The sequence below is a fragment of the Mycobacterium xenopi genome (genome assembly GCF_009936235.1).
Classification (GTDB): domain Bacteria; phylum Actinomycetota; class Actinomycetes; order Mycobacteriales; family Mycobacteriaceae; genus Mycobacterium; species Mycobacterium xenopi.
In genome coordinates, this window is record NZ_AP022314.1 from 1891821 (window position 1) to 1904097 (window position 12277).

The window sequence follows — 12277 nt, forward strand, 5'->3', positions numbered from 1 at the left end:
TGGCAAATCGTGCAAAAGCGGCGTCGCAGGCTGGGGGTGATGGGGGGGGGACGTTCGATCCCATCCATAACGGCCACCTGGTCGCCGCCAGCGAGGTAGCCGACCTGTTCGAGCTCGACGAAGTCGTCTTCGTGCCCACCGGCCAGCCCTGGCAAAAAAGACCGGCATGTCAGCGCCGCCGAAGACCGTTACCTGATGACCGTCATCGCCACCGCGTCCAATCCCCGCTTTTCAGTTAGCCGGGTCGACATCGATCGCGGCGGGCCCACCTATACCAAAGACACCCTGCGCGATCTGCATGCGCTCAACCCGGACTCCGAGCTGTACTTCATCACCGGCGCCGACGCACTGACATCGATTCTGTCGTGGCAGGACTGGGAGGACCTGTTTGCGATGGCGCGGTTCATCGGGGTGAGCCGTCCGGGCTACGACCTGGGCCGCGAGCATCTCGCGCAGGTCCTCGACGGCCTGCCCGACGACGTGTTGACGTTGGTCGAGGTTCCCGCCCTGGCGATCTCCTCTACCGACTGCCGCCGCCGCGCCGCAGAGCACCGCCCGCTGTGGTACCTGATGCCCGACGGCGTCGTTCAATACGTGTCCAAGCGGCGGCTCTACAGCAAACCGGGAGACCAAACGTGACGGCCAGCCGGGAGGCCATCGACATGGCCACCGTGGCTGCCAGCGCCGCTGCGTCCAAGCTGGCCGAGGATGTCGTCGTCATCGACGTTTCGGGGCAGCTGGTGATCACCGATTGCTTTGTCATCGCCTCGGCGTCCAACGAGCGGCAGGTCAACGCGATCGTCGACGAGGTCGAGGAGAAAATGCGCCGGGCGGGTTATAAACCGGCGCGCCGCGAAGGCGCGCGCGAAGGCCGCTGGACGCTGTTGGATTACATCGACATCGTCGTGCATATCCAGCACCAAGACGAGCGCAACTACTACGCGCTGGACCGGCTGTGGCGTGACTGTCCGCAGGTCGCCATCGACCTGGAACGTACCTCATGAGGACGCGGCTGCTGGTGATGTTGCGGCACGGTCAAACTGCGTTCAACCTCGACACCCGGATGCAGGGCCAGCTGGACACCGAGCTGAGTGACCTCGGCCGTGCTCAAGCGGTCGCCGCGGCCGAGGTATTGGGCAAGCGCCAGCCGCTGCTGATTGTGTCGTCGGATTTGCGGCGGGCTTATGACACCGCGGTCGTGCTGGCCGAGCGCACCGGATTGCAGCCGCGGGTCGACGCCCGGCTGCGGGAGACCCACCTCGGCGACTGGCAAGGCATGACGCACGCGCAGGTCGACAGTGCCGCCCCGGGGGCACGGTTGGCCTGGCGCGAGGACGCTTCCTGGGCCCCCCATGGCGGGGAGAGCAGGGTCGAGGTTGCCGCCCGCAGCCTGCCGCTGATCGCCGAGTTGGTGGCGGCCGAATCGGAGTGGGGTCAAGACGAGCGGCCAGTGGTGCTGGTGGCGCACGGCGGTTTGATCGCCGCGTTGACCGCGACGCTGCTGCGGTTGCCGGTGGCCAACTGGCCCGCCCTGGGTGGGATGGGCAATGCCAGCTGGACACAGTTGAGCGGATATTCCGCCGACGATGCCGACATGGACGGCATCACGTGGCGTCTGGACGTGTGGAACGCCTCGGTGCAGGTAGCGGGCGATGGCTTCTGAGCGGCGACCCGTCCTGCTGATCTTCGCCGATTCCCTGGCCTACTATGGGCCCACCGGGGGCTTGCCCGCCGACGATCCGCGCATCTGGCCGAATATCGTTGCCTCCCAACTAGGTTGGGATGTCGAGCTGATCGGGCGGATCGGGTGGACATGTCGCGACGTGTGGTGGGCCGCCACCCAGGATCCCCGGGCGTGGGCGGCGCTGCGCCGGGCCGGCGCGGTGATATTTGCGACCGGTGGGATGGACTCACTGCCGTCGGTGTTGCCGACGGCGCTGCGTGAGCTCATCCGCTATGTGCGGCCGCCCTGGGTGCGGCGCTGGGTGCGCGACGGCTATGGCTGGCTGCAGCGGCGTCTCTCACCGGTGGCCAGGCCCGCACTGCCGCCGCACCTCACCGTCGAATACCTCGAACAGACGCGTGGTGCAATCGATTTCAACCGGCCGGGCATACCGATCGTGGCATCGCTGCCATCGGTGCATATCGCCGAGACATATGGCAAGGCCCACCGGGGCCGCCAGGCGACGGCGGCCGCCATTTCCCGATGGGCTGAGCAGCATGGCATTCCGTTGGTCGACCTCATGGCTGCTGTAGCCGAACACATCATGAGCGGTCGCGGCAACCCTGACGGTATCCACTGGAACTTTGAGGCGCACAAAGCCGTTGCGGAACTGATGCTCAAGGCGCTGGCCGAGGCCGGCGTGGCGACGATGCAGAGCGCGCAGCGCGATGATGAGGAGCCGCGCGATCAAACCGGCGTGGCGACGATGCAGAGCGCGCAGCGCGATGATGAGGAGCCGCGCGATCAAACCGGCGTGGCGACGATGCAGAGCGCGCAGCGCGATGATGAGGAGCCGCGCGATCAAACCGGCTGGGCGAACGAGAAACCCCGGGGCTGAGCCGATGTCTGTGGTGGTGGTCACCGACTCGTCGTCGCGATTGCCCGACGATATGCGCCAGCAGTGGGGGATCCGCCAGGTCCCCCTGCACATCTTGATCGACGATCGCGATCTGCGTGACGGTGTCGATCGAATTCCCGACAACATCCACGAATGTGGCGGAGCCACGACCGCGGCGGCGACCCCGGCTGAACTGCGCGACGCCTACCAGCAAGCACTGGCGGCCAGCGGCGGCGACGGGGTTGTGGCCGTTCACCTTTCGGCCGCATTGTCGGGCACTTTGCGTGCCGCCGAGACAACGGCAGCTGAGCTGGGCCCGTCGATCCGGGTCATCGATTCCAAATCGACTGCTATGAATACCGGGTTCGTCGCATTGGCCGCCGCCCGGGCAGCGGCTGATGGCTCCGACCTGAACACCGTCGCGCACGCGGCTCGAGCAGCGGTGAGACGCAATTACGGATTCATCGTGGTGCACCGATTGGACAACCTGCGGCGCAGCGGGCGTATCGGAGGGGCTGCGGCATGGCTGGGCAGCGCGCTGGCGCTCAAGCCGCTGCTGCGCATAGACGACGGCAGACTCGTACTGGCGCAACGGGCGCGCACCGCCAGCAAAGCGCTGGCAGCAATGATCGACCGAGTCTGCGACGTAATCGGCGATAGCACCGCGGCGGTCGCGGTGCATCACGTCGCCAACGAGGAGGGAGCGGCCGTGCTGGCGGCCACGCTGGCCGAACGACTGCCGGCGTGCCCGCCGGCAATTGTCACCGATCTGGGTCCGGTCCTCGCGTTGCACGTCGGCGCCGGCGCACTGGCGGTGTGCGTCGAGGTGCCGCAGTAACGCGATTTACCGCCGAGCCGAAACCGCCAGCGGCGCAGTGTCCTCACTTGCTCGGGTACGCGGCGACCGCGCATTGTCGCCGCGCGGGTGGATCACCTGCGGCCACCAGAACCAGCGGCCCAGCAGCACCGCGATCGACGGCATGAACAACGTACGCACCACCAGTGTGTCCATCAGCAGGCCAATGCAGACCGTCGAACCGAACTGACCGAGCACCCTCAACTCACTGCCGAGCATCGCGGCCATGGTGAAGGCGAAGACCAGGCCCGCGGCCGTCACCACCCCGCCGCTGCCGGCCATCGCCCGGATGTACCCGGTCTTCAGGCCGGCGTGGATCTCTTCTTTGAACCGGGAAACGAGCAGCAGGTTGTAGTCGGATCCCACCGCCAGCAGGATGATGACCGACAGCGCCGCCACCACCCAGTGGATGTGGTGGCCGAGAAGGTCTTGCCACACCAGCACAGAAAGCCCGAACGCCGCGGCAATCGAGCTCGCCGCGGTGCCCACGATCACCATCGCGGCAACCAGGCTGCGCGTCAACAGCAGCATGATCATGAAGATCAGGGTGAGTGCGGACAGCACCGCGATCATCAAGTCGTATTTTTCGCCGTCGTGCATATCCTTGTACGTGGCTGCGGTGCCGCCCAGGTAAACCTTCGCGTTGGACAGGGAGGATTGCTTTAGCCCTTCCTGCGCCGCCGTCCGCTCTAGATCGACGCGTGAAATCCCTTCCGGCGTAGCCGGATCGCCCTGGTGGGTGACGAAAAAGCGTGCCGACTTGCCATCCGGCGACAAGAACATTCGCAAGCCGGTTTGGAAGTCCGGGTTGCCGAAGGCTTCCGGAGGAAGGTAGAAAAAGTCGTCGTTCTTGGAGTTGTCGAAGCTTTGCCCCATGACGATCGCCGTGTCGCTCATCGCCTCCATCTGGTTGATCATCGCCTGGAAGGTGCTGTGCAAGGTCAGGGTCAAAGCTCTAGTCGTTTTCAGCGATTCGATCTGTGGCAGCAATAGCGCTGCCAATTGCGGCTGGAGCACGTCGACCGAGTCGAAGTCCTTCGCAAGCTGGTGGAACTTCTCGTCAAGCTGATCGATACCGTCCAACGAGTCGAACAACGACCGCAGCGACCAGCAAATCGGAATATCGAAACAGTGCTTTTCCCAGTAGAAGTAGCTGCGGATCGGCCGCCAGAAATCGTCGAAATCCGCTATGTGGTCCCGCAATTCGTCCGTGATCTTCGTCAGCTCGTGTGTGTCGAGATCTGTGCGGTGAGTAGCGGCAACGAGCTGCTGCTGGACGTCATACGTCCGCTGCAGTGTTTCGATCGTCTTGCCCAGTTCATCCGCCATCCTGAGGATGTCTGCCATGCGCCCCTTCAAAAAGGCCATGTTTTGCATGGTCGTCTGGCTTTGCATGCTGTTCTGAAACGGGATCGAACTGTGCTGGATTGGGATTCCCAACGGTCGTGTGATGTCCTGGATCATGGCGATGCCCACGACCCGGATGACGTTCTTCGCCACCCGGTCCAACACGAGCATGTCAGCCGGATTGCGCATGTCGTGGTCGGCTTCGACCATCAACAGGTCCGGGTTCATCCGGGCCTGAGAGAAGTGCCGATCCGCTGCCGCGTAGCCGATATTGACCGGAGCGCGTTCTGGCAAGTAGTAGCGGTCGTTGTAACCGGGCTTGAAGCCGGGGAGCGCGATCATGCCGATCAGCACCACCACGGTGCTGGCCGCAAGAATCGGTGCCGGCCAGCGCACGACGGCGGTGCCGACCCGGCGCCACAGCCGCCCCTTGGCCACTCGCCTGGCCTCTAGGAGACCGAAGCGACTGGCGACGGTCAGCACTGCCGGCCCCAACGTGAGTCCTGCCGCGACCACGACGAGCATGCCGATCGCGACCGGGATGCCCATGGTGTGGAACCAAGGCAATCGAGCGAAGTAGAGACAAAACGTCGCTCCAGCGATGGTCAGCCCTGAACCCAACACCACGGGGGCCACACTGCGAAACGTCGTGTAATACGCCGCTATCCGATCCTGTCCGGCCGTACGTGCTTCCTGGTAGCGGCCGATGAGGAAGATTCCGTAGTCGGTGCCAGCCGCAATAGCCAGCATTGTGAGGATATTCGCGGCAAACGTGGTGAGCCCAAAGACATTGTGGTATCCGAGGACCGCGATGATTCCCCGCGAGGAGGCCACCGCGATCCCGGTCATGAAAAGCTGGACCAGCGTGGTGACCAGCGAGCGGTAGACCAGAAAGAGCATGATCGCGATCGCCGCGAGCGTGAACAACGTAATCTTCGCCAGGCTGGCATTGCCGATGACGTGCATGTCGTCGGACAGCGCCGCGGGCCCGGTGACATAGGCCTTGACGCCCGGTGGCGCGGGCGTCCGCTCCACGACGTGGCGGACCGCCTCGACGGATTCGTTCGCCAGGGTGGTGCCCTGGTTGCCAGCGAGGTTGAGTTGCACGTAGGCGCCTTTGGCGTCAGTGCTCTGGACCCCTGCGGCCGTTAACCGATCGCTCCAGAAGTCCTGAATGTGCTGCACATGCTTAGGGTCCTGCCGCAGTTGACGGATGATGTCGTCGTAGTAGCGGTGTGCGGCGTCGCCGAGCGGCTGCTGGCCCTCGACGACCATCATGATCGTGCTGTTGGAGTCAAACTCCTTGAAGTTGTGACCCAGCCGCATCATCGCCTGCATGGACGGCGCGTCCATCGGGGCCATGGGTGCCGAGTGTTCTTCGCTGACCACTTCCAGCCGCGGCACGATGACGTTCACCAAGACGGTGATGAAAACCCACCCGGCAATGATGGGCACCGCGAGCAACCGGATTGCGTGGGGGAGGTACGGCCGGTGGGTGCGTTCGCTGCTCATATGGGTCATGCCGATTTCACCAGGCAGAAGGTCTGGGCGTTGACGCCGTTGGCGGTTTGCTCGTCGCGCACCACGCCGTCCACGGTGACGCGGCAGCGGATCTGGTCGCTGTCACCCTGCACCATGATGTTGGCGCTGACGGCTGGCAGAGTCGTGCTGATCGTGTGCGACCAGGGCAGCGGAACCGCGTTGACCTGATGGGTGTTCGCTTCAGCGTCCCAGTAATTGATGTTCGCGGTGGTCCCCGGGGGGCCGAAGACCTCGTAAGTTACCACCTTGGGGTTGAACTGCACGATCTCGATGCCGCCACCAGCGTTCGCGTTGAGGTCCTGCGAGCCGAAGATGCGATGCAGTCGGGCCACGCCGAACCCCGACACAGTGAGCACCGCGACCAGCACCAGGGGTATCCAGGCTCGTTTGAGCGCTTTGGCAACCGAAGCCCTCATCTCACCGCCCTCCGCTAACCGATCGGGACTGTTGCCCGCCCTGGGCGGACGCTCGGTCGGTAGTTCCGTGGGGTCCACCCAAACGCTGTCGGAAACATCTGGCTTCGTCGCCACATTCCATCCGACGTCGCCAGAACCTTCGCGTGGCTAAGTATCCTAGTGGGTACGGTACGCAGGCGTTCTTCGGGGTGCGGCCGGTTTAACGCGTTGGCCAACGTCACGAGGTCGGGGTGGCTTGGTCAGTCGGTGATGTTGAATCCAGCGATAACCTTGGTCGGGCGCACCCGCACCACCAACTCGCCGGGGGCAGCGTTGCGCCGGCCGAATTCCTGGGCGCGGTGCAGTCCCATGTAGCGCCCACCGATCCGGGTCGCGATGTCCAGCAGATCTACAGCGTCCTCGGTGATGCTGGCGATGCCCTGCACCTGCACGAATGAATACGGCGGATGCGGGTCGTCGACGCAGATCACTGCACGCGAATCCCGCGCCAGCGCACGGCCTTTCGCGGTATTGTGTCCGGTGGTGAACACCAGCTCGCCGTTGTCGACGATGAACCACACCGGAGCAACCAGCGGCCGGCCGTCAGAAGCGAGATAGCCAAGCATGCCGGTCCGGGTACCCGCCGAAAGGAATTCGATGACTTCGTCGGTGAATTCGGTCATGCGAGTCCTTCCCCGCGAAGTTAAAGCTTGACCAAGTCGTACTCACGAAGGTGGTCGACCAAGATGTGCAGCTGGTCGGTCGGCGACCCCAGCGTGTGTTCGATCGCGGTGAGCCGAGCGGCGTAATGGCCGACCGGGTATTCCGCGGTCATGCCGATTCCCCCATGCAATTGGATCGCTTCCTGCGCGATATGCCGGCCGGACCGGCCGATCTGCAGCGCGGCCCGCGCCGCAATCACCGGGTCGAGCCTCCCGTCGGCGATCGACATCGCGGCATAGAGGTTCATGCTCCGGGCCAACTCCAGCGATAGGTACATATCGGCGGCGCGCTGGGTCAGGGTCTGGAACTTGTTCAACGTGACGCCGAACTGCTTTCGCGTCTTGAGATATTCGGTGGTCAGACGAAGTGCTTCCTCCATCGCGCCGACGGCCTCGGCGCACAGCGCCGAGGAAATGCGAAGGACGGCATTCGCGATGGGGCGTGACGCATCGACTGGGTCGCCGAGCGGCTGGGCAGCGACCTGGTCGAAGTCGATCTGTGCGCCGCGCTGCCCATCGAACGTCGGGTACCGGTGGCGGATGGTGGTGGCGGCGTCTGCCAAGAACAATCCCGTGCCGCCCTCCGGCAGCACTGCGCTGACGACCAGGGTATCGGCACAGTTACCGGCTGGCACCGGGTTTTTCCGGCCACTCAACGCCCACGAATCTCCCTGTCGCACAGCCCTCGTCGCTGCATGGCCACGGGGCTCGAGGTGCGCAAACGCCACCAGCTTATGCCCAGCAGCGACATCGTCGAGCAACCGCTTTTGCTCGGCGGTACCCAGTTCGGCGATGATCGCGCCCGGGCCCAGCGCGGCGTGGACGACAGGTTCGGGGGCCAGGCGACGGCCGATCTCGATGAGCACCAGCATGATTTCGATTTGGCCCGCCTCGTCGGGGTCGAACCCGAGGCCGAGGATCCCGACATCGGCGAGCTGGCTCCACACCTCGCGGCTCCAGCCGAGGTCGGTCTCGACGATCTTGTTGCGGCTCTCCGCGTCGTAGCTGCGAGCCAAGACGTCTCGAGTGGTGTCGCGTAACAGCGCCTGCTCGTCGCTTAACTGAAAGTCCATGGGCTAGCTCACAATCCGAGAATCGTGGACGCGATTATGGTGCGTTGCACTTCATTGCTGCCCCCGTAGATGGATGTCTTGCGGTAATTGAGGTAGTGCGGTGCGCTGCGTTGCGCCCATCCCGGCGATGCGATGTCGTCGCCGGCCTGAAACGGCAGCGCGTCGCGACCGGCGACCTCGAGGAGCAGTTCGGTGACCGCCTGCTGCAGTTGGCTACCACGCAGCTTGAGCACCGAGGATGCGGGGTTGGGTTTGCCGCCCGCCGAGCCGGCGGTCACCCGCATCTGCGTGAGTTCCAATGCCAGCACGTCGTTTTCGATCTCAGCGAGGCGCGCGGCAAACAGCGGGTCGTCGAGCCTTCCGGTGTCGGCGGCATGCCGTTTCACCTCCGCCAGCTGTACCTTGGTCCGGCCGACCCCGGCAATGCCGGTCCGCTCATTGCCCAGCAGGAACTTCGCGTAGGTCCAGCCCTGGTTTTCCTCGCCGACAAGTTGATCGGCAGGTACTCGCACATCCTCGAAGAACACCTCGTTGACCTCGTAACTGCCATCGATCAACTTGATCGGCCGCATCGTGATACCCGGAGTGTCGAGGTCGATGAGCAGGAACGAAATCCCGGCCTGCTTCTTGGGTGCCTGCGGGTCGGTGCGCACCAGACAGAAGATCCAGTCCGCGTACTGGCCCAGCGTTGTCCACGTCTTCTGGCCGTTGACCACGTAGCTGTCGCCGTCGCGCTGCGCGGTGGTGCGCAGCGACGCCAGATCTGAGCCGGCCTCTGGTTCGGAGAAACCTTGACACCACCAGATGTCCAGACTGGCCGTCGGCGGCAAAAAGCGCTCTTTGATTTGCTGCGAACCGAATTCGGCGATCACCGGACCGACCATCTTGCTGTTGAAGTTCAGCGGTTCGGGCACGCCTGCCAGTTGCATCTCGTCGAGCCAGATCTGATGCTGAGTGGGCGTCCAGTCCTTGCCGCCCCACTCGACGGGCCAGTTGGGCACCGCAAGCCCGTGGTCGTTGAGGATCTTGTGGCTGGTGACGATGTCGTCGCGGCTGAGCGGCAGGCCGGCGCGCACCCGCTCGCGAATCTCGGCCGGGATCTTGCTGGTGTAAAAAGCGCGAAGCTCGTCACGGAACGCGGCTTCGGCGTCGGTGAGCGCCAGCTGCATCGCGGCCTCCTTCAAACGGTAAACGGAACCGACGGTTCTGCCCTGCACGTTAGGCGCCGCCGGTCGTCAACCACAAACTCGTGCACAGTCTGGGATTCATCCACAGCCAAGTGGTCAGCCGCTTCCTGAGGCGGCGTGCATGACGGCCCCGGCGCCTACGGTCGGCGCATGGCAACAGAACTTCCCGCAGAGCGACTTCACCGGCGCCTGGCTGCCCCGCCGGGTTCCGACTCCCGTTCGGATGCCGATACCGCCGACGACACCGACGACAGCGCTGACCCGAACTCGTTGCTGCCGCGCTGGCTTCCGGACGGCTCGGTTCACGGCGGGCCCGCCTGGGTGGCGAAAATCCGCGCCGACCCCGGTCGCGCCGGTGCTATCGCGCTGGCAGCGATCGCCGGGCTTGCCGTGTTGGTGACCGTGTTTACGGTCGTGCGTCACCGGCCAGCACCCGTGGTGTCGGCCAAATTGCCTCCCGTTGAAATGGTTTCGTCGGCGAGCCGCAGCCCGGGTGCTAGCCCGCCCCCCAAGGCGGATCAACCGGTGGTGGTCAGCGTCGTGGGCCTGGTCCACAAACCCGGGCTGGTCACGCTGGCGCCCGGCGCCCGCATCGCTGACGCGCTGAGTGCCGCCGGTGGTGCGATGGCGGGCGCCGACACCATCGGGCTCAACATGGCGCGCCAACTCGGCGACGGCGAGCAGATAGTGGTCGGGATCGCGCCGGCCAAAGGTCAGCCCTCCGCACTGGGCAGTTCGGTGACTTCGGGAACGTCTGACACGCCGGCCGCGCCGGGCAAGACTTCGGGACCACCGTCGCCGAAGCCTGGCGAGGTGATCAATCTCAACACCGCGACGGTGCAGCAGCTAGATACCCTGCCCGGTATCGGGCCGGTGACGGCAGCCGCGATCGTGGCGTGGCGAGAGGCCAACGGCAAGTTCACCAGCGTGGACCAGCTTGCTGAGGTGGATGGCATTGGCCCCGCCCGGCTCGACAAGCTGCGCGCCCTGGTCCGTGTCTGAGACCGGTGCAGCATGCTGGCGTCGATACCGGATCGGCGTGGTTGGATGTGCGCTTGGTCCCAGCCGCCCTGAGCAGCTGGATGGTCACCGCCGCCGGGATCTGGTGGCCTGTCGGCGAGGTCATCGCGGTGGCTTGCCTTGCGCTGGCCGCTTTGTCGGGTGCGTGGTGGTGGCATGCGCATACCCGGCGATCAGCGGGGGTGCGCACGGTCAGCTTGGGCCTGTTGGGCGTCGGCGTGGTGGGTGCCGGCTTCGGGTTCGCGATCGCGCTGCGCACCGAAGCTGTCGATCACCACCCGATCACCACGGCGTTCGGGCACGCGGCACCGGTGACCGTCACACCCACTGAAAGCGCGATCGCAGTTGGCCGCGGACGGCTGGTGTTTCGCGCCGCTCTGCACCGCCTCGGCAACGACGAAATGTCCGGTCGTGTTGTGGTTTTCGCGCCCACAGCGGATTTCGGCGAAGTGGTGGCGGGCCAGCCGTTGCGTTTTACCGCGCGGATCGGCCGTCCCACCCGACGTGATCTGACGATCGCCGCGCTCAACGCGACCGGGAAGCCGGTGGTGGGCCGCATCGGATGGGTGCATCGGGTCGCGCACGCGGTCCGCGACCGGTTCGCGGTGGCAGCCCGGGAAGTGCTGCCCGCAGCGCAGGCCGCGGCACTGCCCGCGCTGGTCCTCGGCGACACCTCCGCGGTGACGACGCTGACCAGCCGGGAGTTTCGCGCCGCGGGGCTGACGCATCTGACGGCGGTTTCCGGGGCCAACGTCACCATTGTGTGTGGCGCGGTGTTGTTTTCTGCTCGGCTGATCGGGCCGCGTGCGGCGGTGGGGCTCGCCGCGGTCGCGCTGGTGGGTTTCGTGATCGTGGTACAGCCGACGGCCAGCGTCTTGCGCGCGGCGCTGATGGGTGCCATAGCGCTGCTGGGCATGTTGTCGTCGCGGCGGCGCCAGGCGATTCCCAGCCTGTCAGCCGCGGTGCTGATGGTGATGGTCGCCGCTCCCCAGCTGGCTGTCGACGTGGGCTTTGCCTTGTCGGTGGTGGCGACGGCGGCGCTGGTCGTGATCGCGCCGGTCTGGTCACGGCGCATGGTGTCGCGTGGCTGTCCCAAACCGCTCGCAGACGCGGTTTGCGTCGCCTGCGCCGCGCAGTTGGTTACTGCTCCGTTGGTAGCCGGGATCTCGGGACGCGTCAGCGTGGTGGCCGCGGTAGCCAATCTTGCAGCCGCGCCGGTTATCGCGCCGATTACCGTGCTGGGCACCGCCGCGGCCACGTTGGGTGTGTGCTGGCCCGCGGCGGCGCAGCTGCTGATCCGCTTTACCGGTCCCGAGTTGTGGTGGGTGCTCGGTGTCGCGCACTGGGCGGCCCTGGTGCCGGGTGCGAGCGTGCCCGTTCCGGCGGGCGTGCCCGGCATTGTCGTGGTCGGGGCCTGCGCCGTGGCGATCGTCGCGCTGTGGCGTTGGCGGTGGTTTCGCGCCGCCGCCGGGGGTGCCGCGGTGTGCCTGGTGGCGTGGGCATTGTCCGGGCTCATGTCCGCTGCGCCGGTGTCGGCGGGTCGTGACACGATCGTGGGGTGAGCTTAGCGGTCG

Annotated in this window: 10 protein-coding genes and 2 pseudogenes; 7 read left to right on the plus strand and 5 right to left on the minus strand. The window is 65.5% G+C overall.

Annotated features, from left to right (window positions below; genetic code table 11):
• Positions 1-39 precede the first annotated feature (39 nt).
• The 5 genes and pseudogenes from nadD (at position 40) to MYXE_RS08870 (ending at position 3399) form a co-directional block, all read left to right on the plus strand.
• Positions 40-639: pseudogene (nadD, locus tag MYXE_RS08850) on the plus strand (nicotinate-nucleotide adenylyltransferase).
• Positions 636-1004, plus strand: a complete 369-nt coding sequence (gene rsfS, locus MYXE_RS08855) for a ribosome silencing factor (RefSeq protein WP_003921064.1) — start codon at positions 636-638, stop codon at positions 1002-1004. The pseudogene nadD and the gene rsfS overlap by 4 nt, the downstream one beginning before the upstream one ends.
• Positions 1001-1663: a glucosyl-3-phosphoglycerate phosphatase gene (gene gpgP / locus MYXE_RS08860; RefSeq protein WP_085193527.1), complete on the plus strand. Its 663-nt coding sequence runs from the start codon at positions 1001-1003 to the stop codon at positions 1661-1663. The genes rsfS and gpgP overlap by 4 nt, the downstream gene beginning before the upstream one ends.
• Positions 1653-2381: pseudogene (gene octT, locus MYXE_RS08865) on the plus strand (diglucosylglycerate octanoyltransferase); the annotation flags it as partial. The gene gpgP and the pseudogene octT, both read left to right, overlap by 11 nt.
• A gap of 184 nt (positions 2382-2565) precedes the next feature.
• Positions 2566-3399: a DegV family protein gene (locus MYXE_RS08870; protein ID WP_085193523.1), complete on the plus strand. Its 834-nt coding sequence runs from the start codon at positions 2566-2568 to the stop codon at positions 3397-3399.
• Between the two features lie 6 nt (positions 3400-3405).
• Here MYXE_RS08870 and MYXE_RS08875 read toward each other — a convergent pair whose 3' ends face one another.
• From MYXE_RS08875 to MYXE_RS08895, 5 genes are all read right to left on the minus strand, one after another.
• A complete protein-coding gene (locus MYXE_RS08875; RefSeq protein WP_112650294.1) occupies positions 3406-6276 on the minus strand; it encodes an MMPL/RND family transporter in 2871 nt (956 codons plus the stop codon).
• Between the two features lie 5 nt (positions 6277-6281).
• Entirely contained in the window at positions 6282-6722 is a 441-nt protein-coding gene (locus tag MYXE_RS08880; RefSeq protein WP_003921069.1) for an MmpS family transport accessory protein, read from the minus strand.
• Positions 6723-6961: 239 nt separating this feature from the next.
• Entirely contained in the window at positions 6962-7384 is a 423-nt protein-coding gene (locus MYXE_RS08885; protein ID WP_003921070.1) for a PPOX class F420-dependent oxidoreductase, read from the minus strand.
• Between the two features lie 20 nt (positions 7385-7404).
• The gene (locus MYXE_RS08890) at positions 7405-8496 is read right to left on the minus strand and encodes an acyl-CoA dehydrogenase family protein (RefSeq protein ID WP_003921071.1); all 1092 of its coding nucleotides are present in this window, start codon (positions 8494-8496) and stop codon (positions 7405-7407) included.
• Between the two features lie 8 nt (positions 8497-8504).
• Positions 8505-9665 carry an acyl-CoA dehydrogenase family protein gene (locus tag MYXE_RS08895; RefSeq protein ID WP_003921072.1) on the minus strand — a complete coding sequence of 387 codons (1161 nt, stop codon included), beginning with the start codon at positions 9663-9665 and terminating at the stop codon, positions 8505-8507.
• Positions 9666-9833: 168 nt separating this feature from the next.
• Between MYXE_RS08895 and MYXE_RS08900 the strand changes: the two genes are divergently transcribed.
• Together MYXE_RS08900 and MYXE_RS08905 are read left to right on the plus strand one after the other, a co-directional pair.
• The gene (locus tag MYXE_RS08900; RefSeq protein WP_003921073.1) at positions 9834-10685 is read left to right on the plus strand and encodes a ComEA family DNA-binding protein; all 852 of its coding nucleotides are present in this window, start codon (positions 9834-9836) and stop codon (positions 10683-10685) included.
• Positions 10686-10765: 80 nt separating this feature from the next.
• On the plus strand, positions 10766-12265 hold the full coding sequence (locus MYXE_RS08905) for a ComEC/Rec2 family competence protein (protein ID WP_081485345.1): 1500 nt from the start codon (positions 10766-10768) through the stop codon (positions 12263-12265).
• The last annotated feature ends 12 nt before the right edge of the window (positions 12266-12277 follow it).

Bases quoted from the DNA above. Each gene is read 5' to 3' on its own strand.
- MYXE_RS08900 (WP_003921073.1), top strand. From the start codon at position 9,834: ATGGCAACAGAACTTCCCGCAGAGCGACTTCACCGGCGCCTGGCTGCC.
- MYXE_RS08895 (WP_003921072.1), bottom strand. From the start codon at position 9,665: ATGCAGCTGGCGCTCACCGACGCCGAAGCCGCGTTCCGTGACGAGCTT.
- MYXE_RS08885 (WP_003921070.1), bottom strand. From the start codon at position 7,384: ATGACCGAATTCACCGACGAAGTCATCGAATTCCTTTCGGCGGGTACC.
- MYXE_RS08875 (WP_112650294.1), bottom strand. From the start codon at position 6,276: ATGAGCAGCGAACGCACCCACCGGCCGTACCTCCCCCACGCAATCCGG.
- MYXE_RS08890 (WP_003921071.1), bottom strand. From the start codon at position 8,496: ATGGACTTTCAGTTAAGCGACGAGCAGGCGCTGTTACGCGACACCACT.
- MYXE_RS08870 (WP_085193523.1), top strand. From the start codon at position 2,566: ATGTCTGTGGTGGTGGTCACCGACTCGTCGTCGCGATTGCCCGACGAT.
- MYXE_RS08880 (WP_003921069.1), bottom strand. From the start codon at position 6,722: ATGAGGGCTTCGGTTGCCAAAGCGCTCAAACGAGCCTGGATACCCCTG.
- MYXE_RS08905 (WP_081485345.1), top strand. From the start codon at position 10,766: ATGGTCACCGCCGCCGGGATCTGGTGGCCTGTCGGCGAGGTCATCGCG.
- gpgP (WP_085193527.1), top strand. From the start codon at position 1,001: ATGAGGACGCGGCTGCTGGTGATGTTGCGGCACGGTCAAACTGCGTTC.